Origin of the sequence: Clostridium pasteurianum BC1 (assembly GCF_000389635.1) — a bacterium.
GTDB classification, from domain to species: Bacteria; Bacillota; Clostridia; order Clostridiales; family Clostridiaceae; genus Clostridium_I; species Clostridium_I pasteurianum_A.
Map to the genome: position 1 here is coordinate 1,488,439 of NC_021182.1, position 24,294 is coordinate 1,512,732.

The following is a 24,294-nucleotide window of genomic DNA, read 5'->3' on the forward strand; positions in this document are numbered from 1 at the left end:
CGTCAAAAATTACAAAAATACTAGTACAGAATAGTACCCATATGTATAGTGATGAATGAATTAAAATCTAGAGCTAAGGGCTTATGCCAGCTCTAGATTTTATTATCTATATTTAGGACTATAGGAATACTTTATCTTTTTATGTATAATTCTATAGAGTATGTATAATATTAATCCAAATATTACGGACAATGATACTATTATAATTAAACAGTGTAAAAAGAATGATTCTGGAAGAATTAGGATTATAGGATCGGTTTTGGGATCAAATAACCAAAAATTATTTCTAAATAATATTTTATGAAAATCATCAAAGTACTCTGTGAAATTTGTTAGGAGAATTGGTATTAAAATTAAAGGTAAAGCCATTAGACTTATCCCTGATATTTTTAAATATAAATATGTTTTGTTTTTTATGGTAATAATAATTGAGATGATGATAAATAATAGGGAAAAATACAAAAAATAATTCATAAATGCAAAAATTTTATGTACTTCAAAAAAATGTATTTTAGCATCAGTAGATGAAGTTAGCGTTGGAAGGGTGAAATCTGAAGGGGAAGATTCATTCAAGAAATTAATTACATAACTATAATTAGTCTTTATAGTGGCAATATCCAGGCCAGAATCTTGTTCTACATTTAAATTTACCACATCGTAATAATAAAGTGGTTTAAAATTTGAAATAATTTTAGTAAAAAACATAATAGTAGCTAAAAATATAAATATTGACATAATTAATTGAAGTATTAAAAACTTTCTCTTAAGCATATGTATCTCCTATTCTAATAGGGCATTTTTAAAGAAATAAGCAATAAATATCACAATGTGATAAAATTGTATTTTCCTTTATAGGCCTACATTTATATTTATAATTATATAGGTTTATGCGTAGTTTTAATATATATTTATTAAAATATTTGTTAAAATTATTTAAAAGTTAATTTTTATGTTAACATTTTAGAAATATTGAGAAAACAAGAGAAATTAACCAATACAAAGACATAATAGAAGATAATTTAGATTAACTGCCATAATTGAGCGTATTAATCCAAACTTAGAATTTGCTTATATAAATAGTATTAATTATTATAATAATTGTATTAGCACTCAAGCGAGATGAGTGCTAACAGGTAAAATAATAATAAATTTTTTTAATAAATTGAGGAGGGTTTAAAGATGAAAATTAGACCACTTGGAGACAGAGTCGTTATTAAAAGATTGGAAGCAGAAGCAACAACAAAGAGCGGAATTGTTTTGCCGGGATCTGCTAAGGAAAAACCAGAAATAGCACAGGTTGTTGCAGTAGGACCTGGTGGATATGTAGATGGTAAAGAAATTAAAATGGAATTACAAGTTAATGATAAGGTATTTTTCTCAAAATATAGTGGAAATGAAGTTAAACTTGATGGAGAAGAATACTTAATTGTAAAACAAGATGATATACTTGGAATTGTTGAAGATTAATGTTTTAAAATAAAATCTAATTTTAATGTTAAAATTGTTTGGAGGGATTTATATATGGCTAAAAGTATTTTATTAGGTGAAGAAGGCAGAAGATCTATGCAAGCAGGTGTAGACAAACTTGCTAACACAGTTAAGGTAACACTTGGACCAAAGGGTAGAAACGTAGTTTTAGATAAGAAATTTGGTGCACCACTTATAACAAATGATGGTGTTAGTATTGCAAGGGAAATAGAATTAGAAGATCCATATGAAAATATGGGAGCTCAGCTTGTAAAGGAAGTTGCTACAAAGACTAACGATGTAGCAGGAGATGGTACTACAACAGCTACTTTATTAGCACAGGCAATTATAAGAGAAGGCTTAAAAAATGTTACTGCTGGTGCTAATCCAATGCTTATAAGAACTGGTATAAACAAAGCAGTTGAGGAAGCTATCAAAAATCTAAAAGAACTTTCAAAACCTATAAATGGAAAAGAAGATATAGCTAGAGTTGCAGCAATTTCAGCTAGTGATGAGAACATAGGAAAGCTTATAGCAGATGCTATGGAAAAAGTAGGTAATGAAGGAGTTATCACTGTAGAAGAATCAAAATCTATGGGTACAGAGTTAGATATAGTTGAAGGTATGCAATTTGATAGAGGATATTTAAGTGCATATATGGTAACTGATACAGAAAAAATGGAAGCATCTCTTGAAGATCCATATTTACTTATAACAGATAAAAAGATATCAAACATACAGGAAATACTTCCATTATTAGAGCAAATAGTTCAGCAGGGAAAGAAACTCTTAATTATAGCTGAGGACATTGAAGGAGAAGCTCTTACAACACTTGTTGTAAATAAATTAAGAGGTACATTTACATGTGTGGGTGTTAAGGCTCCTGGCTTTGGTGATAGAAGAAAAGATATGCTTAAGGATATAGCTATTTTAACTGGTGGAGAAGTTGTATCAGATGAACTTGGAAAAGATATTAAGGATGTGACTTTAGAAGAACTTGGAAGAGCTGAAAGTGTTAAAATTTCAAAAGAAAATACTACAATTGTTAATGGTAAAGGCAGCAAAGAAGAAATCAAAGATAGAATTGCTCAAATAAAAACTCAAATTGAGGCTTCAACTTCAGATTTTGATACAGAAAAATTAAAAGAAAGACTTGCAAAGCTTGCAGGTGGAGTTGCTGTAGTAAAAGTAGGAGCAGCTACTGAAACTGAACTTAAAGAGAGAAAATTGAGAATAGAAGATGCTCTTGCAGCAACAAAAGCAGCTGTAGAAGAGGGAATAGTACCAGGCGGTGGTACTGCTTACCTAAATATATTGCCAGAGATTAAAGCGCTTACTGATGAAGAACCAGATATTCAAGTTGGAATTAATATAATAATAAAATCTCTTGAAGAGCCTGTAAGACAAATAGCAGCAAATGCAGGACTTGAAGGTTCTGTTATAATAGAAAAGGTTATAAACAGTGAAAAGGGAATTGGTTTTGATGCTCTTCGCGAAAAATATGTAGACATGATAAAGGCAGGTATTGTAGATCCAACTAAGGTTACAAGATCTGCACTTCAAAATGCAGCATCTGTAGCTTCAACTTTCTTAACAACTGAAGGTGTAGTTGCAGATATCCCTGAAAAGAATCCAGCTCCAATGCCAGGAGGAGCTCCTGGAATGGGAATGGACGGAATGTATTAATTTAATAAATTTCAATTTAAAAATATCTCGTAAATTAAATTTTACGGGATATTTTTTTATCCCATGACTACCCACTCTAATACTCCCATCGCACTCTGTGAAAGTGGGAGTAAAGAGTAGCTACGTCCCTGGATAATTCATCTAAGCTTAGTGATGGTACAAATTTTCACTAAGTAAGATTCATCATTGATATTAAGAATTATTTGAAGAAATAGCTTATTTTTATGAGTTATTAGTATTTACTTGTAAAAATTCAATATTTCAATAATTAAATTGGAGATTAAATAATATTTGTTTAAAATTTACTTGTAAATTTAATTATTTTAGTAAAATCTATAAAATAGGCAATGTTTTAATTTTGTAATGTGGAAATTTTTGCAATTGACAAACTTGCTTATTTTAAATAAAATAAGTGATATTGTTGAAACGGTATTAAATATTTAATTCGTATATCTTGAACAGATTTAAGAGTTTCTACTGGAAACTTTAATTTTTTAATATGAATTATTTTTTTGGTAAAGCTCCTATATGAAATTTTTTTAATATCTGATTTTACTTAGGCGTGGGAAAAGAAATAACAGGTCATATTTAGTATACTCCTGAGTATTTCTTTTAAAGTGCTTTAAAGAGAAATAAGCATAGTTCTATTATAATAATTCTTAAAATGTGATGAAAGGAAGTTGTTGTTAATGGCTACAATTCTAAAACAGGCCTATACCTTCGATGATGTGTTATTAGTACCTAATAAATCTGAAATTTTACCAAGAGAAACTGAGCTTAGTACAAATCTTACTAAAACTATAAAGCTAAATATACCTCTTATGAGTGCAAGCATGGATACTGTAACTGAGTCTAAGATGGCTATTGCCATGGCAAGAGAAGGTGGCATAGGTATAATTCATAAAAATATGACAATTGAAGAACAGGCACTTGAAGTGGATAGAGTAAAAAGACAGGAAAATGGAGTTATAACTAATCCTTTTTCTTTAGCTCCTGAAAATACAATTGAGGATGCTTTAGCATTAATGTCTAGATATAGAATTTCTGGAGTTCCTATAACTGTTGAGGGAAAGCTAGTAGGAATAATTACAAATAGGGATATAGTATTTGAAAATGATTATAAAAAAGCTATTTCAGAAGTTATGACTTCAGAGGAGCTTATAACTGCTGTTGAAAATACTACACTAGAAGAGGCTAAAGAGATATTAAAAAAGCATAAGATTGAGAAGCTTCCTTTAGTTGATGAAAATAATTATTTAAAGGGACTTATTACTATAAAAGATATAGAAAAGGTAAAGGCATTCCCAAATGCTGCAAAGGATAGACAAGGAAGGCTTTTATGTGGTGCAGGTGTTGGCGTTACTGAGGACATGATGGATAGAGTGGACGCGCTTGTAAATGTACATGTAGATGTTATAGTGGTAGATACTGCACACGGACACTCAAAGGGTGTGGTAGAAGCTGTTAAGTGGATAAAGTCTAAGTATCCAGATATTCAGATTATTGCAGGAAATATAGCTACAGGAGAAGCTGTAAAGGATCTTATAGAGGCTGGTGTAGATTGTGTAAAAGTAGGTATAGGACCAGGATCTATATGTACAACTAGAGTAGTTTCAGGAATTGGAGTACCACAATTTACTGCTGTAATGGATTGTGTTGAGGTTGCCAATAAGTATGGGATACCTGTAATTGCCGATGGTGGATTAAAGTATTCTGGAGATATAGTTAAGGCACTTGCTGCTGGAGCTAGTGTAGCTATGATGGGCTCAATGTTTGCAGGCTGCGAAGAAGCACCTGGAGAAATAGAAATATATCAAGGTAGAAGCTATAAGGTATACAGAGGTATGGGTTCCTTAGCAGCTATGGCAAATGGAAGTAAGGATAGATATTTTCAGGAAGGGAATAAAAAGCTTGTACCTGAAGGTGTAGAGGGAAGAGTTCCATTTAAAGGATCTGTTGTGGATACTATTTATCAGCTTGTGGGAGGAATACGTTCTGGAATGGGATATTTAGGAGCTAAAGACCTGCATACTATGTATGATACTGCAAATTTTGTAATTCAGACTTCAGCTGGATTAAGAGAAAGTCATCCTCATGATATATCTATAACAAAAGAAGCACCTAATTATAGTGTAAATCAATAAAAATTATTTGCCCATTATAATGTATTTAATAGTATAATTATTTTAAATGATAACTTTAGTACGTAATTGTGAGAAATTACGAATTGAAAAATGTTAATATAAATAATTGGGAGGAAAATATGAAAAGAGAATTAGTTTTAGTTATAGATTTCGGTGGACAATACAATCAGCTTATTGCAAGAAGAGTAAGAGAACACAATGTATATTGTGAAATAGTTCCATACACATATTCTATTGACAAAATAAAAGAGAAGGATCCAAAGGGAATAATTCTTACTGGTGGTCCAAATAGCGTTTATGGAGATAATACGCCAAAGTTTGATAAGGAATTATTTGAACTTGGAATTCCAGTATTAGGTATATGCTATGGTCATCAGCTCATAACTCATACTCTAGGTGGTAAAGTAGAAAGTGCAGAAATCAGAGAATATGGAAAAACTGAACTTAATCTTTCTAAGGAATGCAAAATTTTTGATAAAATAGAAGAAAATAATATAGCTTGGATGAGCCACACAGATTATGTATCAGAACCACCAGCTGGTTTTACCATAACAGCGACTACTAAACAGTGCCCTGTAGCGGCAATGGTAAATGAAGAAAAGAATATATATGGGGTACAGTTTCATCCTGAGGTAGAGCATACAGTGTTCGGAAAAGAAATGTTTACTAATTTTTTATTTAAGCTATGTGACTTAAAGGGTGACTGGTCCATGTCTTCTTTTGCAGAAGGAAAAATTAAGGAAATTAAGGAAGTTGTTAAAGATAAAAAAGTTATTTGTGCGCTTTCTGGTGGAGTTGATTCTTCAGTAGCAGCAGTACTTGTGCATAAAGCTATAGGCAAACAGCTTACCTGTATTTTTGTAGATCATGGTCTTCTTAGGAAAGATGAAGGAGATCAGGTTGAGGATATATTCAGAAAACAATTTGATATGAACCTTATAAGAGTGAATGCAAAGGATAGATTTTTAACTAAGCTTTCAGGGGTTAGTGATCCTGAGAAGAAGAGAAAAATCATAGGTGAAGAATTTATAAGAGTATTTGAAGAAGAAGCTAAAAAGTTAGGGGAAATAGCATATCTTGTTCAGGGAACAATCTATCCAGATGTAGTTGAAAGTGGTACTGCTACTTCAGCAACAATAAAAAGCCATCATAACGTAGGTGGACTTCCAGAAGATATGGAATTTAAGCTGATAGAGCCACTTAGAGAACTCTTCAAAGATGAAGTTAGAGCTGTAGGAGAAGAACTTGGAATACCTCATAAATTGGTTTGGAGGCAGCCATTCCCAGGACCAGGTCTTGGTATAAGAGTGCTTGGAGAAATAACAGAAGAAAAGCTTGAAATAGTTAGAGAAGCAGATGCCATTTTCAGAGATGAAATAGCAAAAGCAAAGCTTGATGAAACTATATGGCAGTACTTTGCATGTCTTCCAAACATAAGATCTGTAGGTGTTATGGGTGACGAGAGAACCTATTGCCACACAATAGCTCTAAGAGCTGTAACAAGTTCCGATGCAATGACTTCTGACTGGGCAAGAATTCCCTATGAAGTTTTAGATGAAGTGTCCAGAAGGATAGTAAACGAAGTTAAAGGTGTAAACAGAATTGTTTATGATGTAACAAGTAAGCCACCTGCTACAATTGAGTGGGAATAAAAAATAAAATCACGTTAACGTTTTGTAGATCAACAGTTTTGAAATTTGAAAAGTATAAAACGTACTAAAAACGTATTAACATAAATCATCAAGTTTAAAGGTACACTACTAATCCAGTGTACCTTTTAATATTTTATAAAGGGGATTCAATGAAGAAAATTTTCATTGTAGTTAGATTATTGACAGATATCTGTAGTGTATTTAGTTTTCTAATATTAAAAAGCATTTTTAAGCAATCCAACATGAATTGTTGTAATCATTACAAATATTAAAAATCCAGAAACAAGAAAGCTAAATAAAGCAATTAATTTTTGCTTCTGATAAATCAGTGAATTAATTCCAGATAGAAACATAGTGATAGCCACACTTCCCTGTGTCAAAACACGAAATGTAAAGCTGTTTCCATAAGTAATGGATAATGCTGCAAATATAATAGTTAAAAGCGAAGTAATAATAAGTGCAATTGTAATCGGTAGTTTCTTTTTAAGCTCTATTTTCATAAGTTTTAATCTCCTTTTTATTTTGCTATTAAGACATACAGAAGAGTGCTCCTTATTTTTTAGTTTTAAATTTTTTGGGCTTTTCCACTCTCATAGAAAGGATATGACCACAATTTGTACAAATATCTGCTATTATTGCAGAACCAGTCCATATATGCTTAATTGGCACCATACATCCTTGACCAATCTGTCTTCCCTGACCAATTTCTGTACACATACAAATTGGATACTCTTGATTATTTTCCATAAGAATACCTCCAGCATTTATTTCATAATATTATAGGACTATATTAAGTTATATTGATAATTATACCTTCAATTAAATGGTACTTCCAGATTTTATTATTACAAAATAAAAAAGATGCACCACAATAAGGGGCGCACCTTAAAAAATAAGTAAAAAGAGATTTATTTAAATTATTTACATATGTTAGAGTTTTATTCATAATTGGATAGCATTGCATTTGGGCATATGGTCATAGCATAATGTGAAATATCATGTTGTTAATGTAGAGGTGTAATTTTGAAAACTCTAAATAATATTAACTTAAAAAAGTTTTTTATACGTGGAGCTGTAATTATATTTTTTCTATACAACTTAGGATACGCAATAGGAGAATTTACTTATTACATTACTCACTAAAACAATTTTAAAATATAATAAAAAGGAGAGATTTTATAGTTACTCGTTTTTTAAAAAAATTGAATCATATTCAATTCAATATTAAAAATTGTTGGAAGTTTAACATTTTTTTATATATTTTGTTAATATATTGATAATTAATGAATTATTTGTTACAATATAAGAAATTATAGTGATTTATAAGGAGAGATAAAATGGATTCTAACAAAGTGGATATGTTCATAGCTAGTACAGGTACTAAGTATTTACCTAATGAAAAATTAATGACAGTGAGAAGTAGAATTGAGACATTAGACGATAGTAAACTAATGATACTACAATCTTTAGATTATAAAGATCCAACAGTAGTTCTCATATTGTCTATATTCTTTGGTCATTTTGGAGTGGATAGATTTATTTTAGGACAAGTCGGATTAGGAATAATTAAATTACTAACTTTTGGAGGCTTAGGTATATGGACTATAATTGATTGGTTTACTGCAATGAAAAGAACTAAAGAAAAAAATTACAACACACTTTTAGAAGTTATAATGTAAAAAAATAGTAAAAATTACAAATTATAAAAATGTATTGAAATTATTCATAAGATTATTTTATATAAAGGAGTAGCTTATACAGTTATTCCTTTATGCTATCTACTTACTGTAATAAATTATATATTTTTCAATTATATTACTTTATTTTCAGTTTTTATTTATTTAAACTTATGTAATTTTAGAATTTTAAAATTTATTATTGTACTAAACTTTTCATACATATGTTCATAATGGAATATAATACAATTTAAACCTATGGAATAATGTCATATCTTGTAAAATATTATTAGCTTATTTCTCTTTACAATCATTTAGAATTACAGCTTGTGCTACAATTACGTCTTGTCCATTAAATGTACATGAAGGAGATCCATGCAATTTATAGCCTTCATCAAGTAATTTAGAAATTCTCTGACAAAAACTTGCATCATCCTTTCCAGTAATTAAACGATATCTAAGTTTATTCTCCATACAAATACCTCCTTGTAATCAATACAATAACAGTGATTATTTAAATAAATTATATCATTAATTCTAAAAGCAGGCTTTATTTTTCATATAAAAATAGGTAGCTCTGAGGAGCTACCATCAAGTAGTTTGATTATAGGTACAATATTGCCATATTTATGGTGATAAATCAATGTTATAAAAAGGTGTAGTTTTAATTAACTTCACATCCTCAGTATCACTATTAAGTATGGTTGGTGAAGTTATAAGGACACTTATAATTAACAAATTTTTAAAAAAAGTTTATATAGATATTCATTTAGTAAAGATAGAATATATATTAAATCTTTCTTTAGTTGTTAGTATAGGGAGTATACAGGTGTTTTTAAAATAAGATTGAAGGTAATTGATGAAATGGAAATGATTTGTACAAAATTTTTAAAAATGGAAAAATACTTTAATAAATTTGGCTCTGTCAAAATTAGAAGTAATATTGCTCAATATTAATGTATATAAAATATAGGAAGGAAGTGTATTAAAAATGTCGCAACTTATGTTAAATACTAGATTACTTTCTATTGAAAAGTTACTGGCAATAGTATTTGCCCTCACGGGATTGGTATTTATGTTTTTAAGGGATAAGGAGGAGAATGTCTCAAATGCAACTAATAGTAAAGAATTTTTATTTTGTATATTTAAAGCTGTTGTGTATTTGCTATTAGCCCAGTACATATATAGGTATTATATTAAAAAAAGTGATATACCTATAATTGATTTCTTTACATTTACCTTAGGAATTTTTGAGGGACTGCATAATTTATTGAATTCACTAGGCAACTGGGTTGTAGTTATAGTAAAGAGTTTTAGAGGCATGTTCTTTAGTAGAAATTAAAAGTAAATACAATAGCAAGTAAAAGGTATACTTTAATTAGGGTGTACCTTTTATTCAATTGGAATTGAATCTTTATATTACATAATTAGTAATAATAAAAACACTATGAGATTAATACAATTTTAAATCCATTCTCATAGTGCCTTTATTTAAAAATAGTTTATAAGTTAATTATTAAAGTATTTAGTTTTGTGAATATGTTAATATTGTTTGTAAATGTTTTCATAAGCAATATTTAGTTAATAAATTTAATCTATTCTAAATACTCCAGCAAGTTTATACATACCATTCTTTAAATCTATTTTTATTGCATAGTTAGAACTTTTTTCATTATTATCATAGTCAAGGCAATAAACATAATCAAATTTAGCTAATGAAACTTCATTACCTTTATTTCTTCTTAAATTGTGATTACCACCTATAGTCCAACCTATAAAAGCATTATCAACGCTATTAAGAAGCTCATTCTTGGTGTCAAATATATAATTTTTAATTTGCTTTATTTCTTCTATTACATCCTTAATGTTTTTTTCTCTAACAGTTTTATCTATTATTAATTGCATTTTAATACCCCCTCAACCCATTATATTAATTAACTTAGATAATATTATAATTACCTTTAAGTATATTATACAATATTATCAGAATTTTGTGAATATAAAATGTAAATGTTTTCATAGAAATATTAGTTTAGCTAAATATATAAGTTCCAATTAAAATTGTTCATTTAATAAATAACATTTAATTAGCAGCTACTTAAATGCAATAAATATTTTTTCTATTGTAATTTAAACAAAAAAATAAAGACAGCTAAAAGGGTTCAGCTTTTAGCTGTTTCTATAAGGAAAGGGAAAGTTATATATAAAAAATTACATAATAGCTGTTCCGTGAACAACTTTATTATAATTGTATATATCTGATAAATTTTTAACTTTAATACGTTGAAAGGATTTATCTCTATCTGCAGTGTACAAGAAATCAGAAAATAGATTATAGAAAAAAGTTGTGGGCACCTCATTAATACCAGCAAAATCAAGAACTACAGTATCATTATCATTAGCAAGGTTACTTTTTAATAAGATAGCATCTTCGCAAGTAAATTGTCCACCTATAATATTTTTAACATTTAAAACTTTTTCCATTTTTATTCCTCCTATCAACTTTAAAAAACTTTTTTTGTTTAATTTGTGTACTAATCTTATGGTTCTATTATATAACAGTTTTTTGCACTTGTCAAATTTTTCACAATAATTTTTAATAATATTTTTAAAAATGAAATATTAAATTTATTTATCAATGAAAAGTATAGTTTATTGTGAATTTATATAGTTTATTGCAAATTTATTAATAAACTATCAATTACATTTTATAATATTTCTATATATCTGTTATAAATAATACTATGTTAAAAAAAATTTACATTTTTTAATTTTAATCTAGGATGATGAATTGCAGTTATCGGAAAGAGTTTGAATCTGTGAGAAGTGTAATACCACTGAAGAAAGAAATAAAAATGCAGCAGTGAATGCACGAAATGAAAGAATAAAAGTGTACAAGAAAAATAAAAATATATATGTTTTATAAAGATGTATTTAAATTATTTACTGTATTTGTTAAAATACATATAAAATATATGTTGTATAAAAGATAAAGAGGAGAAATTAAATTGAGAATAATAGTAGATGCGGATGCTTGTCCGGGACGAGAAATAATAGAAAAGGCGGCACAAAAAAATTATATAGAGGTAATTATGTATTGCGACATAAATCATATTTTAAAAAGTGATTACAGTAAAATTGTCTATGTAGATAGTGGTTTTCAGAGTGTAGATATGAAAATCGTAAATGAAACTAAAAAGGGAGATATAGTTATAACTCAGGATTTTGGAGTGGCTGCAATGGTACTTGGTAAAAATGCCTATGCATTAAGTCCAAAGGGAAATATATATAGTAATGATAATATTGAAAGGCTTTTGTTTGAAAGGCATTTAGGTCAAAAGGTAAGAAGAGGTGGTGGAAGGACTATAAATGCTAAAAAAAGAAATAGTGAAGATGATAAAAGATTATATAATAGTCTTATAGAAATTATAGAAAAATAAGCTACAAGGCCCTTAAATTTAATGACTTACAAACTTAAGATTAATATCTTATAAGTTAAGAGAAATAAGGCCCTACAGCTTTATTAATATAAATTTTAAGAGTTGCTATAAAGTATATTTATACTTATACCATCAATATAATAGGGATCATTATGATGATATGTGTGAATTATTTTTTCATTAATAGTATGTCTATCAACTACCAGATTCCAGTCACCATAATCCGGAAATTTTATTTCAGTAGAATTATCATTAGAATTATACACTACCAATATATTTTTCCAAATGTCATTGTTGGCATTGTTTTTTAATAAAAAGCCTACTGTATTTTGGGGCATATTTTTTAGAAACTCCACATTGTTTTTAATATCTTCAAGGGATTTCATTCTAAAAGCAGGATGATTTTTCCTTAGAAATATAAGTTCTTTTATATAATTTACAACATGCATATATTTATCTTTTCTATTCCAATCAATCCAATTTATATAATCAGGTGAGTTGTAGCTATTTTCAATACCTTCTTTAGTTCTCAGAAATTCTGTACCAGAATATATAAAGGGAATCCCTTGGCTTGTAAGAATAATTCCAAGGCCCAATTTTGTTCTATATATTCTAATTTCCTCGGATTCATTTCTATTTGTAAATTGAAGCTTATCCCAAAGAGTATAATTATCATGACAAGTAACATAATTTATTGATTGTACAGGAGAAGAAAAGGGTCCATTTAAACTTTTAGAGTACTTTGTACATCCTACAACAGATAATTCTACACTATTTTCTAGATTGTCTTTTCCACTTATAAATCCCTTAGCATTTCTGTCAAAAGTATTTCCTTTTAAAACGTCTCTGATGATATCGTTAAAGAAGCCAATTTCAGGTGTCTTTGTGGCATTTGGTATCATTACTTTTTTAGTATTATCCAGAGATGTTTTTAGATCCCAGCCTTCTCCATAAAGCATTATTTTTCTTTTGAATTTATCTAATTTATGTCGTAAAGTATTCATTGTATCCACATCGTGTATACCCATAAGATCAAATCTGAATCCATCTATGTGGTATTCATGAGCCCAGTATATAACTGAATCAATTATGAATCTTTTCATCATTAATTTTTCAGAGGCAGTGTCATTTCCACAACCGCTTCCATTGGAGAGAGTATTGTCATCATTATATCTAAAATAATAACCAGGAAATATTTTTTCAAAGCAATTGTTTTTATAATCAAATATATGATTATATACTACATCCATGTTGATGCATATGCCGTTTTTGTGCAGTGAGTAAACCATTTTTTTTAATTCCTTAATTCTGCAAACTGGATCACAAGGGTCTGTAGAATATACACCTTCAGGTACATTATAATTTTCTGGATCATAGCCCCAATTGTATTTAATGGGATTTTTTTCGTCTACACTTATATAGGAAAAATCAAATATTGGCATAATTTGTACATGTGTTATGCCAAGAAATTTTAAATAATCAATACCAGTAGAGCTATGATTTGGGGTTTTCGAATTTTCCTCTGTAAGTCCTATAAATTTACCTCTATTCTGAATACCGCTATTAGAATTTATGCTCATGTCTCTTATGTTGATTTCATATATGATTGCATCAGTGTAATTATCAATATTATTAGGATAAATATCTTTATGAAAGTTTTCAGGATCTGTTTCTTTAAGATCTAGTATACAACCTCTATAACCATTGATTCCAACTGATTTTGCATAGGGATCTACAGTTTCATCAGTATTTCCATAAACATTTACGCTGTAAGTATAGAAGTAGTTTTTTAAATTTTCATTTATAGTTACCGACCAAAGGCCATTTTCTTCACTCATAGAAAATTTTCTTGGAATTTCATATATAGAGGGATCTCCATTTTGGTAAATTAACAAATCTATTGAAGTTGCTATGGGTGACCATACTCTGAAATCTGAAAAGTTTTTATGATACATCACACCAAGTTCGTCTAAGGCAAAAAATCTGCCATTGAATTCTTCGGAGGAAAATAATTTAAAATAATTACAATTTTTAGTAAGGTTATCGTAGAATAAAAAACATTCATATTTTATGTCTATTTCCTCTGATAATATTAATGTAATAATAGTATCATTAATATAATGTGCGTTTATATTTAAGAATTTATCGTTATTTTTTATATTAAATTTTGATAAATCCAACTGATTTAAATCATCAACAATTATTTCTAATGATTTAAAACCTTTGACGGATACACTAATAATATTCATTTTAGCCCTCCATAAAATTATACTATGCTAACTATTGGAAATTTTGTTTGTACTATTAATTTATAATATTAAATAATCGAGAAAATGTAAATAAAAAACTTGTTACAAATAATGGAATTATAGTATAATGTAAAAAGAATACTTTTAAAACAGGGGATGAAGAAGTATGAATGAATTTGAAGTTAATTTTAATCGTGAAAGCCCTCAAAAAATAAATGATGAGATAGTGATGTCCATAGGAAATAAAATTGAACAAAATTTATCATATAAATATTGTATAGGCTTAAATGGCAAATGGTCTATTTTAAAGGAATTTTCCAAAGATACACAGGCTACCTGGAAGCCAACAGAAAATGGTATCTACACTATTATAGTTCAAGCAAAGCGAGAAGATGAACAAAAGCCATTTAATTATTTAGGTAAAGTAGACTATGTTATTGGGGAAATGGAAAAAAATATTATAAAAGCTGTGGCTTTAGACAAAAGAGAGCTAACTGTAGGGGAGAAAATAACAGCTAAGGTTGAAGTAGTTAGAAAAGGGGTTCTATTTAGATATGGTATTGTAGAAAACGGAAAATGGCATCTTTTAAAGGACTATAGTGCAGAGGATATGATAACCTGGACTGTTACTAAAATAGGCAAGCAAGAGGTAGTAGTTCAGTGTAAGCTTATAGATTCAAAGGAAAAATTTGATGATACAAAAAGTGTTGAATTTAATGTACTGCCTATAAAAAATATGCAAATTAAGGACTTTAAATGTCTTGCAGAAGAACTTTTTACTGGTAATGAAATAACCTTTCAAGTAGATGCTGAGCATGATGACAGTAGACTAATTTTATATAAATTTATAAAAATTGATTCGAAAGGTGCCGCAGAATGCATACAAAATTATTCTACTAAGAGGATAGTAAGTTATATTGAAAATGACTTTGGTGATTTTAAGCTTTTATGTCTGGTTAAAGATATGTATTCGCCAAATAAATATGATGATAGAGCTGTAATTTTGTATAGCATAAAGAAATATAAGACTATAGCAATTAAAAGTTTTACCTCGGATGTTACATCACCTCAAACTTTGGGAAATGATATAAATTTCAAGGCTTTGGCAGAAGGTGGGAAAAAACTTTTATATAGATTTATAATAGATGGCAATTCCAGTGAAGATTCCGGATATATAAGGAGTAGTAATTTTAATTGGAAACCCAAAGCAGCTGGTACATATAAAATAACTTTATTTGTAAAAGATGCTTCCTTTGAAGAAAACTATGAGGACAAGGTTCATATGGAATTCATAATAGATGAAGAGAATAGAGATCCCGTAGTTATTAAAGAGATAATTAAAGATACAAAAACAAAAATATTAACAGGAGAAACTATAAATATAAAGGTAGTAGCAGAAGGTGGAATAGAACTGAGATATTCCTTTATCGTAAAAAGCGAGGATAAAGAGATTGAAAAAATAGACTATGGTCCTTGTGAATGGGTAAATTATACTCCAGAAAAGGCTGGAAGTTACGAAGTTGAAATAAGGGTAAAGGATAAATTTTCTACAAAAGAATACGATAGTTCGGCTACTGTTTATATAGAAGCTTTTGATTATATACCTGCCAGTATAGATTATATATTAGTACCTTCTAATGATTATTACATGATTGGTGATAAAATAGAGCTTATGGTGATTTCTGAGAATACGAAAGATACTCTAAACAAATATGTGCTAAAGATCAATAATCGAAAAGTTGAGGAAACAAATTATGGACAGGCTTCTCAATATGTAGTAAATCCCAAATGTGCAGGACTTTATAATATTGACATATTTGCTAAGAATAAAAAAAGTGATAAAGCTTTTGATTGTAAGAAAACTGTGAGATTTATTATACATGAAAGTTTACCTGTAACTAATACAGTAATAGAATGTGACAGGCTAAAACCTAAGGTTAATGAAGGAATTAATTTTAACGTAAGCAGTGAAGGTGGGAAAGAAGTTATTTATGAGTTCTATTTAATGGAACAGAGTGAATGGAACTTGGTACAAAAATATAGTAGAAAAAATTTTTATACTTTTATTCCCTTTACAAAAGGCAGCTATAAGCTTTTAGTTTTAAGCAAAAGTCAAATAAATAAGTCTTCCTATGAAGATTATGCTATATTGGGATTTGATGTAGAAAAATAATAATATTATTAGTATAATTAGCTTAGGTATCGTAAATAAATAACTAGTGTATTTTGTTGGTGTTTTTGGATGTCCTAGTTAAATTGATTTTGAAGGTGATAGTATGCAAACAAATGATGTTACAGGTGCTTTACAATATGAGTTAATGAGTCAAATGCTCAGTAGTATATCTCAGAATAGTTCTCTTTATGGTGAATCAGATGCGCAGCAAAATATCTTTAATATGTTAATGCAGAGCATGTTAGATGCTACTAAAGACAATAATGGAGATATTAATATTAATAAATTAAATTTTTTAGGTAATAGTGATTTGAGCAAAATTGGATATGGTGCTGGAACAAAATTAGATAAACTAAGCACTGGATCAGCTTCAAATGGAAATAATAATAGTATAAGTGATGATATTAATACAGATATGAAAACTAATAATTTAAGTATAGATCAGGCTGTGGATAATGCTTCTAAAAAATATGGGGTTGATAAAAAACTTATATTAGCTGTTATACAGCAGGAATCCTCCTTTAACCCGAATTCTACATCAAGTGCAGGGGCTATGGGGCTTATGCAGCTAATGCCTGGTACAGCGAAGGAGCTTGGCGTAGACAACGCTTATAATGTAAATGAGAATGTGGATGGCGGAACAAAGTATTTAAAGAGTTTACTTGATAACTTTGGAAATTACAAAATGGCTATCGCTGCCTATAACGCAGGTCCTGGGGCAGTACAGAATAGTGGAGAAAATTTAGCTAAGCTGCCAAGTGAAACACAGGATTATGTAGCAAAGGTTTCTAAATATTATCAAAATGTGTAGGACGTGAATGTCAAAATGGAAAGATTAGATAAAGTTTTAGCTAATTCCGGTTATGGTTCTAGGAAAGATGTAAAGAAATTAATTAAAAGCGGTTTAATAGAAGTGGATGGAGAAAAAATAAAATCTAGTAATATACAAGTAGATATAAATGAAAACAAAATAACTATTAAAGGTGAGCCCTTAATATATAAAAAGTATATTTACTTAATGATGAATAAACCGGATGGAGTAGTTTCTGCTACCTTTGACAATTTTGATGAAACTGTAGTGGATCTTTTAGAAGAATATCATGCTTCTTTTAATCCTTTTCCTGTAGGCAGACTTGATAAAGATACTGTAGGGCTGATTATTTTAACAAATGATGGAGAGTTAAACCATAGAATGATTTCACCTAAATGGCATGTGGATAAGGTGTATTATGCAGAGATCAATAAAGCTGTGGATGATGGGGATATAAAGGCCTTTGAAGAGGGAATAGAAATAGATGATGGATACAAATGTATGCCTGCAAAACTTAGCATACTAAGTGCTGATTCCAATGGATCTAGAGTTATGGTAACTATTCAGGAGGGGAAATTCCATCAGGTTAAAAGAATGTTTCTAGCAAGAAACAAAGAGGTTGTATATTTAAAAAGGGTTAGTTTTGGGGCAATTCGTTTGGATGAAGGCATAAGCGAAGGATCTTATAGAGAATTAACTGAAGAAGAATTAAAAGCTCTAAAAGAAATTTAACACAATAGAATATCTAAAGAATAATGATAAAATTTACTTAAGGTTCTTTGCAGAGGGGTGAATTAAATGGCAAAGTATGAATCAAAGCTTGAAAATGAAAATATGGATTTTTTTTGCGATGCTATTTTGAGTTTAAATACAAAAGAAGAATGCTATAGATTTTTTGAGGACATATGTACGATAAATGAAGTTAAAGCTATTGAACAGCGCTTACAGGTTGCTAAAATGCTTGTGCAAAAGCAAACCTACAGTAATATAGGTAAAGCTACAGGGGCCAGTACCGCCACTATAAGTAGGGTTAACAGATGCCTTAATTATGGCAGTGATGGATATACTGCAGTATTAAAAAGGCTTGGAATAATAAAATCAGAAGAAAATAGTGATGATAAGGACGAAGAAAAATAATTGTACATATCAAAAGAGGTTTGCTGAAGTGAAAACAGTGAACCTTTTCTTTATCTAAAGTGAGAAGCATTACTTTCACTTTACTATAAAATAAACTATTAATGTTTGGATAAACACTTTTTAGAATATATGTTTAAATCATATACTAGAATGATATAATAAATAATAGCCAATGAAAAACTTCTAAATAAGCAACTGTTATTTAAATAGTATAGTTGTTGATTATTTAAAAGTTATAGAAACACAAGGAGGCAAATACGATGGATTTGAAGAAACTATTGAATAGAGAACAATACGAGGCAGCAACAGCAGTAGATGGACCTGTACTTGTTTTGGCAGGGGCTGGTTCTGGTAAGACTAGAGTTCTCACTTACAGAATTGCTAATATGATTGAAAATTTAAATATTTATCCCTCACAAATATTAGCTATAACCTTTACTAACAAAGCAGCTCAGGAGATGAAGGAAAGAGTTCGTCAGCTTGTTGGCAGTGAGGCGGATAATATGTGGGTATCCACCTTTCACTCCAGCTGCGTAAGAATACTTAGAAGAGAAATAGATAAATTGGGATATAATAAAAATTTTACTATATATGACAGTGCAGATCAAAAAACTTTGATAAATCAATGTATAAAAGAAGTTGGAATTAATGATAAAGATATAACCGATAAGGAAATAATATCTAAAATAGGAGCTGAAAAGGATAATCTTGTATCTGCTGAAGAATATAAGAAAAAGAATGAAAATAACTTTAGATTAAACAGAATTGCAGAAGTATATTTACTATATCAGAAAAGACTAAAAGAAAATAATGCTTTGGACTTTGATGATTTAATCTTTAAAACCGTTGAGTTATTTAAGAAGCATGAAGATGTTCTTCAGTTCTATCAGAGAAAATTCAGATATATAATGATAGATGAGTATCAGGATACAAATAAGGCCCAGTACGAATTGACAAGACTTTTAGCCAAAGAGCATAAAAATTTATGCGTGGTGGGAGATGACGATCAGTGTCTGCCAGAGGGTACTATGGTAAATCTAGGAGATAAAGTGGTTCCTATCGAAACCATAAGAGAAAATGACCAGGTTCTATGTGCGGGAGGAAATGGCAGTACATTAAAGGGTACAGTTGAAAAAGTATTAAAAAAGCCATATAGAGGGCTTATGGTTAAATTGGCAACTGTCTCAGGAAAGGTAGTGAAGGCTACACCAAATCATCTTACTTTCGCCAGACTAAATGTGCAGGAGGAAGCTTATTATGTGTATCTCATGTTTAAAAGAGGAATGGGATACAGGATTGGTCAGACACAAAGTGTAAGAAGCAGAAAAGCTGGAGATTCCGTTAATGGCATGTTTGTAAGACTAAATCAAGAAAAAGCTGATAAAATGTGGATACTAAAAGTATGTAAAGATAAAAGTGAAGCTACATATTATGAACAATATTTTTCGGTAAAATATGGAATACCTACAGCTGTTTTCTATTCAAAGGATAGAAAAATTACATTATCTCAGGTACAACTGGATAAACTTTTTTCAGAAATAAATACTTATGAGTCAGCAGATAGGCTCTTTGAAGAAAATTATCTAAATGAAGATTATCCGCATCATAGAGCTAATGCTGTCATTAGAGGAAATACTGCAAGGAGAACTGTAAATATTAATTTTTTCTCCTGTAAAAAATCAAAAGAAGCAAATTACTATTCTCATAGAATAAGCTTAATTACCAGTGGTGAAAAGGTTAAGGCCAATATGGAAAGTGCAGGTTTTTCTGTTAGAAAAGAAAAGTCTGATACCTGGAGAATTGAAACAGAGAGAAGAAATTATGATGATACAGAGGATTTTGCTAAAAAGATAATGCAGACTCAAGAAGATCTTGATATAGCCAGAAAAGCAAAATTAACTAAGGACAAAAACTTTTCCTTCATGCCCTTTGGAAATATAAAACCAACCATGAGTATAGCTGTATGTGATAATGGAGAGATTGTTGAAGATGTTGTAAAGACAATTGATTTTGAGTATTATGATGGTTATGTTTATGATTTATCTATCCCTTATTTAAGGCAATATATATGTGAAAATGTAGTGGTTCATAACTGCATTTACGGTTGGAGAGGAGCGGATATAAGGAATATACTGGACTTTGAAAAGGACTATGCTAATGCAAAGGTAATAAAACTTGAAGAAAATTACAGATCAAAGGGAAACATTTTAAAGGCAGCTAATGGAGTTATTAAGAATAATCCCCATGAGCATTTTAAGCTCCTTAGGACAAGAAGTGAAGATGGAAATAAAATAAGGCTGTATAGAAGTTATTCGGATATGGAAGAGGCTGAATTTGTAGCTAATGAAATAAAAAAAGCCATGGATTCAGGTGACAGAACCTATAAGGATTTTGCAGTGCTCTACAGAACTAATGCTCAGTCCAGATTATTTGAAGATATATTTATGAAAAGGCAGCTTCCCTATAGAATAATTGGGGGACTTAAATTCTATGATAGAAAAGAAATTAAGGATATAATGGCCTATCTAAAGCTTATTTGTAATCCCTTAGACAATATTAGCTTAAAGAGAATAATAAATGTGCCTAAAAGAGGTATAGGTGGAACTACTGTAGATAAAATTGAAAAGTTTTCTAATGAAATTGAAGAGTGTATATATAGTTCTTTACTAGATATACAGAATATACCGGGACTTACAGCTAGAAATGTTTCTGCAATAAATAAGTTTATAAGTATAATAAACAGCTTTGTCATAAGAAAGGATGAAATCAAGGTCTCTACTCTAATTGAAGAACTTTTAGGACAAACGGGTTATCTTGAAGAATTAAAGAAGTCCAATGATTTACAGGATGAAACAAGAATAGAAAATCTTCAGGAATTGGTTTCTGCAGCAGTAGATTTTGAAAACAATTCTGAGGATAAGACACTTGCTGCCTTTCTAGAAAAAACTGCTTTAGTAGCAGATGTGGATAATTATGATACGGGTGCAGATTCTATTGTGATGATGACTGTTCACAGTGCTAAGGGACTTGAATTTCCTGTGGTATTTATGGTTGGAATGGAGAATGGTATTTTCCCAGGTGCCGCATCATTTACAGATTTTGCTGAAATGGAGGAATCAAGAAGGCTAGCCTATGTAGGTATTACAAGGGCTAAAGAGCAGTTATATATGACCTCAGCCCAAACCAGAAAGGTTTTTGGAAGAACTGTTGCCTACGGAGAATCAGACTTTATAGCTGAGGTTCCAAGGGAATTAAAAGAATACGTTAATATAAATACAAAGGGGAATAGTACTGCCAATAAATTTTCTATCACTGGAAATAATCATGAGAGCAGTATGCAGGGATTTTCTTTTAATAATAGAGATATACCTCCAAAGAATACAGTTTTTAATAAGGGCTTTTCTACTAAATACGCTGAAAGCATACTGGAAGCTGATATGGTTCCAGCTAAGCAGGATTTAATACCACTTACAGAAAGTGAAGCAGCAGCAGGGAGAAAGGTAAAACATTCTAAATTTGGAGAGGGAACCATTGTAGCCGTGAGCAAAAAAGATGGTAATATAAATTTAACTATTGCCTTTAAAAATATGGGAATAAAGAATTTAAGGCTGGATTTAGCGCCATTACAGCTTATATAGATTAAAGCTGAATATTAATAATTGGTTCCTGAAATTACTTTACCAATTATGAAATCTTCAAAGAAATAATTATTTAGCCATTTAATTTTGTTTGAAGATATTTAAAGTAAATAGTATGAACGGAGTAGGTTAAAATATGGATGACAAATTGAAAAGAATGGAAGGGCTCATAGAAGAACTAAACAGGTATGCCTATGAATATTATACACAGGATAACCCTACTGTTTCTGATAAGGAATATGATACAAAATATGATGAACTTTTAGCTTTAGAAAAGGAAACAGGCAAAGTTTATCCCTATTCACCAACTGTTAGAGTTGGTGATGGTGTATTACCAGAATTCCAAAAGTATACACATATAGCTAGACTTTGGAGCCTTGATAAGGCACAATCCATTAATGAACTTGAGGAATGGCACAACAGAAATTTGAAGTTTATTAACAGTTATAATGATTTGCATGAAGAAAAATTGCCGTCCATTAGGTATATTGTAACTAAAAAATTTGATGGATTAACTATAAACTGTACCTATGATGAATCTGGAATTTTAATAAAGGCTGCTACAAGAGGCACCGGTGAAGTGGGAGAAGATGTAACCCAGCAAGTAAGAACTATAAAATCTATTCCACTTAGAATTAAAAATAATGCTGTAATAGAGGTTCATGGAGAAGCCATAATGACAAAGGAAGCTTTTGATGAATACAATAAATCAGCGGTGGTACCACTTAAAAACCTTAGAAATGGAGCAGCAGGGGCTCTTAGAAATTTAAATGTGAAGGAAACGGCTAGGAGAAAGCTTTCTGCCTTCTTTTACGACGTAGGCTATAATGAAGGAAAACCATTTAAAACCTATATGGAAATGTTGAATTTTTTAATTGAAAGAAATTTTCCAATGGATAATTACATAAGAGAATGTTCTACTATGGAAGAGATAGAAAGAGAAGTAGAAGCTGTAAAAAAATTGAGAGAAACTTTAAATTATGATATAGATGGTGCAGTTATTGCTATAGATGATATGAGGACCAGAGAGCTATTAGGCTATACAGTTAAATTTCCTAAATGGGCAATAGCCTTTAAGTTTGAGGCTGAAGAAGCTACAACTAAGCTCCTTTCAGTGGAGTGGAATGTAGGTAGAAGCGGAAGAGTTACTCCTACAGCCATACTGCAGCCAGTGGAGCTTGCAGGTGTAACAGTAAAAAGAGCCACTCTCAACAATATGGATGATATACAGAGAAAAGGAGTAAAAATTGGAAGTGATGTCTTTGTTCGCAGGTCTAATGATGTTATTCCTGAAATAATGGGTGTAGCTTCTGACAATGAGGAGGAGCAGGAAATAAAACCACCGGGAGTATGTCCCTATTGTGGAAGTGAACTTGTGCAGGAGGGCGTGCATTATTTTTGTGAAAATACGCTATCCTGCAAGCCGCAGTTAGTAAAGAGTATAGTGCATTTTGCCAGCAGAGAGGCAATGAATATTGAAGGTTTTAATGAAAAAACTGCTGAGCAATTATTTGAAAAAATGGATATAAAGACCATAACTGATTTATATAAAATAAAGAAAGAGCAGCTTTTAGATCTAGATAAATTTGCTGATAGAAAGGCAGAGAAACTTGTAAAAGCTATTGAAAAAAGTAAAAATTGCGAATTACCATCTTTTATATATGCTTTAGGTATAGCAAACGTTGGGAAAAAAACAGCAAAGGATATAGTGAAAAATTTTAGAACTTTAGAAAAAATTAAAAATTGTACTTATGAGGAATTAATTTCTATACAGGATATAGGTGAAATAGTAGCAAAAAGTGTTTTAGAATTTTTCAATGAGGATAAAATAATAAAGACAATATATGAACTTCTTGATATAGGAGTAAAACCATATTATGAGGAAGAAAAGATTATAGATAATCCATTTTTAGATAAAACTGTAGTAGTTACAGGTTCTTTGGAAAATTTCAGTAGAAATGAAATAAAAGAAAAAATAGAAGCCTTGGGAGCAAAGGTTTCCGGCAGCGTCAGCAAAAAAACGGATTATGTGCTTACGGGGAAAAATCCAGGATCGAAATATGATAAAGCCATAGAGCTGGAAGTGAAAATTATAACTGAAGAAGAATTTTACAAAATATTAAACAATTAGTAACTGTATTTTTACGAAAAGACATTTACAATTGTAAAAAAATGAATTAGTATTTAGGCATATGAAAATAAATAGTAAGTCAAAGATGCG

The 24,294-nt window shown here is 30.0% G+C and carries 20 protein-coding genes; 13 read left to right on the forward strand and 7 right to left on the reverse strand.

Annotated elements, in window-relative coordinates:
• Positions 1-102 precede the first annotated feature (102 nt).
• Entirely contained in the window at positions 103-771 is a 669-nt protein-coding gene (locus CLOPA_RS06805) for a TIGR01906 family membrane protein (RefSeq protein ID WP_015614725.1), read from the reverse strand.
• Positions 772-1,179: 408 nt separating this feature from the next.
• On the opposite strand from CLOPA_RS06805, the gene CLOPA_RS06810 reads away from it, so the two are divergent.
• The 4 genes from CLOPA_RS06810 to guaA all read left to right on the forward strand — a co-directional run bounded on the left by CLOPA_RS06810 (position 1,180) and on the right by guaA (position 6,949).
• The gene (locus tag CLOPA_RS06810; protein WP_015614726.1) at positions 1,180-1,467 is read left to right on the forward strand and encodes a co-chaperone GroES; all 288 of its coding nucleotides are present in this window, start codon (positions 1,180-1,182) and stop codon (positions 1,465-1,467) included.
• A gap of 54 nt (positions 1,468-1,521) precedes the next feature.
• Positions 1,522-3,153: a chaperonin GroEL gene (gene groL, locus CLOPA_RS06815; protein WP_015614727.1), complete on the forward strand. Its 1,632-nt coding sequence runs from the start codon at positions 1,522-1,524 to the stop codon at positions 3,151-3,153.
• Between the two features lie 689 nt (positions 3,154-3,842).
• Positions 3,843-5,297: an IMP dehydrogenase gene (guaB, locus tag CLOPA_RS06820; RefSeq protein WP_015614728.1), complete on the forward strand. Its 1,455-nt coding sequence runs from the start codon at positions 3,843-3,845 to the stop codon at positions 5,295-5,297.
• A gap of 119 nt (positions 5,298-5,416) precedes the next feature.
• The gene (guaA, locus tag CLOPA_RS06825; protein ID WP_015614729.1) at positions 5,417-6,949 is read left to right on the forward strand and encodes a glutamine-hydrolyzing GMP synthase; all 1,533 of its coding nucleotides are present in this window, start codon (positions 5,417-5,419) and stop codon (positions 6,947-6,949) included.
• Between the two features lie 215 nt (positions 6,950-7,164).
• On the opposite strand, the gene CLOPA_RS06830 is transcribed toward guaA, so the two are convergent.
• Both CLOPA_RS06830 and CLOPA_RS06835 read right to left on the reverse strand, forming a co-directional pair.
• Positions 7,165-7,449 (reverse strand): hypothetical protein, encoded by a 285-nt coding sequence (locus tag CLOPA_RS06830; RefSeq protein WP_015614730.1) that lies wholly within the window; start codon positions 7,447-7,449, stop codon positions 7,165-7,167.
• 52 nt (positions 7,450-7,501) lie between these two features.
• Complete coding sequence (locus CLOPA_RS06835) at positions 7,502-7,696, reverse strand: hypothetical protein (RefSeq protein WP_015614731.1); 195 nt, start codon at positions 7,694-7,696, stop codon at positions 7,502-7,504.
• Between the two features lie 590 nt (positions 7,697-8,286).
• Here CLOPA_RS06835 and CLOPA_RS06840 point away from each other — a divergent pair.
• The gene (locus CLOPA_RS06840) at positions 8,287-8,628 is read left to right on the forward strand and encodes a TM2 domain-containing protein (RefSeq protein WP_015614732.1); all 342 of its coding nucleotides are present in this window, start codon (positions 8,287-8,289) and stop codon (positions 8,626-8,628) included.
• A 291-nt stretch (positions 8,629-8,919) separates the two neighbouring features.
• On the opposite strand, the gene CLOPA_RS06845 is transcribed toward CLOPA_RS06840, so the two are convergent.
• Positions 8,920-9,099: a DUF1737 domain-containing protein gene (locus tag CLOPA_RS06845; protein ID WP_015614733.1), complete on the reverse strand. Its 180-nt coding sequence runs from the start codon at positions 9,097-9,099 to the stop codon at positions 8,920-8,922.
• Positions 9,100-9,616: 517 nt separating this feature from the next.
• Here CLOPA_RS06845 and CLOPA_RS06850 point away from each other — a divergent pair.
• The gene (locus CLOPA_RS06850; RefSeq protein WP_015614734.1) at positions 9,617-9,967 is read left to right on the forward strand and encodes a nicotinamide mononucleotide transporter; all 351 of its coding nucleotides are present in this window, start codon (positions 9,617-9,619) and stop codon (positions 9,965-9,967) included.
• A gap of 248 nt (positions 9,968-10,215) precedes the next feature.
• Here the strand turns inward: CLOPA_RS06850 and CLOPA_RS06855 are convergent, their stop codons facing one another.
• Both CLOPA_RS06855 and CLOPA_RS06860 read right to left on the reverse strand, forming a co-directional pair.
• Positions 10,216-10,530 (reverse strand): hypothetical protein, encoded by a 315-nt coding sequence (locus tag CLOPA_RS06855; RefSeq protein WP_015614735.1) that lies wholly within the window; start codon positions 10,528-10,530, stop codon positions 10,216-10,218.
• A 306-nt stretch (positions 10,531-10,836) separates the two neighbouring features.
• The gene (locus tag CLOPA_RS06860) at positions 10,837-11,109 is read right to left on the reverse strand and encodes an STAS-like domain-containing protein (RefSeq protein WP_015614736.1); all 273 of its coding nucleotides are present in this window, start codon (positions 11,107-11,109) and stop codon (positions 10,837-10,839) included.
• A gap of 524 nt (positions 11,110-11,633) precedes the next feature.
• Here CLOPA_RS06860 and CLOPA_RS06865 point away from each other — a divergent pair.
• Positions 11,634-12,065, forward strand: coding sequence for a YaiI/YqxD family protein (locus tag CLOPA_RS06865; protein ID WP_015614737.1), 432 nt, complete (start codon positions 11,634-11,636; stop codon positions 12,063-12,065).
• Between the two features lie 95 nt (positions 12,066-12,160).
• On the opposite strand, the gene pulA is transcribed toward CLOPA_RS06865, so the two are convergent.
• On the reverse strand, positions 12,161-14,314 hold the full coding sequence (pulA, locus tag CLOPA_RS06870; RefSeq protein WP_015614738.1) for a type I pullulanase: 2,154 nt from the start codon (positions 14,312-14,314) through the stop codon (positions 12,161-12,163).
• Between the two features lie 166 nt (positions 14,315-14,480).
• On the opposite strand from pulA, the gene CLOPA_RS06875 reads away from it, so the two are divergent.
• The 6 genes from CLOPA_RS06875 to ligA all read left to right on the forward strand — a co-directional run bounded on the left by CLOPA_RS06875 (position 14,481) and on the right by ligA (position 24,204).
• On the forward strand, positions 14,481-16,487 hold the full coding sequence (locus CLOPA_RS06875) for a triple tyrosine motif-containing protein (protein ID WP_015614739.1): 2,007 nt from the start codon (positions 14,481-14,483) through the stop codon (positions 16,485-16,487).
• A gap of 103 nt (positions 16,488-16,590) precedes the next feature.
• On the forward strand, positions 16,591-17,298 hold the full coding sequence (locus CLOPA_RS06880) for a lytic transglycosylase domain-containing protein (protein WP_015614740.1): 708 nt from the start codon (positions 16,591-16,593) through the stop codon (positions 17,296-17,298).
• Between the two features lie 15 nt (positions 17,299-17,313).
• Positions 17,314-18,030, forward strand: a complete 717-nt coding sequence (locus tag CLOPA_RS06885) for a pseudouridine synthase (RefSeq protein ID WP_015614741.1) — start codon at positions 17,314-17,316, stop codon at positions 18,028-18,030.
• Positions 18,031-18,096: 66 nt separating this feature from the next.
• Positions 18,097-18,435 carry a YerC/YecD family TrpR-related protein gene (locus CLOPA_RS06890; protein ID WP_015614742.1) on the forward strand — a complete coding sequence of 113 codons (339 nt, stop codon included), beginning with the start codon at positions 18,097-18,099 and terminating at the stop codon, positions 18,433-18,435.
• Positions 18,436-18,695: 260 nt separating this feature from the next.
• Positions 18,696-22,073 (forward strand): UvrD-helicase domain-containing protein, encoded by a 3,378-nt coding sequence (locus tag CLOPA_RS06895; protein WP_015614743.1) that lies wholly within the window; start codon positions 18,696-18,698, stop codon positions 22,071-22,073.
• A gap of 136 nt (positions 22,074-22,209) precedes the next feature.
• The gene (gene ligA, locus CLOPA_RS06900) at positions 22,210-24,204 is read left to right on the forward strand and encodes an NAD-dependent DNA ligase LigA (protein ID WP_015614744.1); all 1,995 of its coding nucleotides are present in this window, start codon (positions 22,210-22,212) and stop codon (positions 24,202-24,204) included.
• The last annotated feature ends 90 nt before the right edge of the window (positions 24,205-24,294 follow it).

Bases quoted from the DNA above. Each gene is read 5' to 3' on its own strand.
- CLOPA_RS06805 (WP_015614725.1), bottom strand. From the start codon at position 771: ATGCTTAAGAGAAAGTTTTTAATACTTCAATTAATTATGTCAATATTT.
- CLOPA_RS06810 (WP_015614726.1), top strand. From the start codon at position 1,180: ATGAAAATTAGACCACTTGGAGACAGAGTCGTTATTAAAAGATTGGAA.
- groL (WP_015614727.1), top strand. From the start codon at position 1,522: ATGGCTAAAAGTATTTTATTAGGTGAAGAAGGCAGAAGATCTATGCAA.
- guaB (WP_015614728.1), top strand. From the start codon at position 3,843: ATGGCTACAATTCTAAAACAGGCCTATACCTTCGATGATGTGTTATTA.
- guaA (WP_015614729.1), top strand. From the start codon at position 5,417: ATGAAAAGAGAATTAGTTTTAGTTATAGATTTCGGTGGACAATACAAT.
- CLOPA_RS06830 (WP_015614730.1), bottom strand. From the start codon at position 7,449: ATGAAAATAGAGCTTAAAAAGAAACTACCGATTACAATTGCACTTATT.
- CLOPA_RS06835 (WP_015614731.1), bottom strand. From the start codon at position 7,696: ATGGAAAATAATCAAGAGTATCCAATTTGTATGTGTACAGAAATTGGT.
- CLOPA_RS06840 (WP_015614732.1), top strand. From the start codon at position 8,287: ATGGATTCTAACAAAGTGGATATGTTCATAGCTAGTACAGGTACTAAG.
- CLOPA_RS06845 (WP_015614733.1), bottom strand. From the start codon at position 9,099: ATGGAGAATAAACTTAGATATCGTTTAATTACTGGAAAGGATGATGCA.
- CLOPA_RS06850 (WP_015614734.1), top strand. From the start codon at position 9,617: ATGTCGCAACTTATGTTAAATACTAGATTACTTTCTATTGAAAAGTTA.
- CLOPA_RS06855 (WP_015614735.1), bottom strand. From the start codon at position 10,530: ATGCAATTAATAATAGATAAAACTGTTAGAGAAAAAAACATTAAGGAT.
- CLOPA_RS06860 (WP_015614736.1), bottom strand. From the start codon at position 11,109: ATGGAAAAAGTTTTAAATGTTAAAAATATTATAGGTGGACAATTTACT.
- pulA (WP_015614738.1), bottom strand. From the start codon at position 14,314: ATGAATATTATTAGTGTATCCGTCAAAGGTTTTAAATCATTAGAAATA.
- CLOPA_RS06875 (WP_015614739.1), top strand. From the start codon at position 14,481: ATGAATGAATTTGAAGTTAATTTTAATCGTGAAAGCCCTCAAAAAATA.
- CLOPA_RS06880 (WP_015614740.1), top strand. From the start codon at position 16,591: ATGCAAACAAATGATGTTACAGGTGCTTTACAATATGAGTTAATGAGT.
- CLOPA_RS06885 (WP_015614741.1), top strand. From the start codon at position 17,314: ATGGAAAGATTAGATAAAGTTTTAGCTAATTCCGGTTATGGTTCTAGG.
- CLOPA_RS06890 (WP_015614742.1), top strand. From the start codon at position 18,097: ATGGCAAAGTATGAATCAAAGCTTGAAAATGAAAATATGGATTTTTTT.
- CLOPA_RS06895 (WP_015614743.1), top strand. From the start codon at position 18,696: ATGGATTTGAAGAAACTATTGAATAGAGAACAATACGAGGCAGCAACA.
- ligA (WP_015614744.1), top strand. From the start codon at position 22,210: ATGGATGACAAATTGAAAAGAATGGAAGGGCTCATAGAAGAACTAAAC.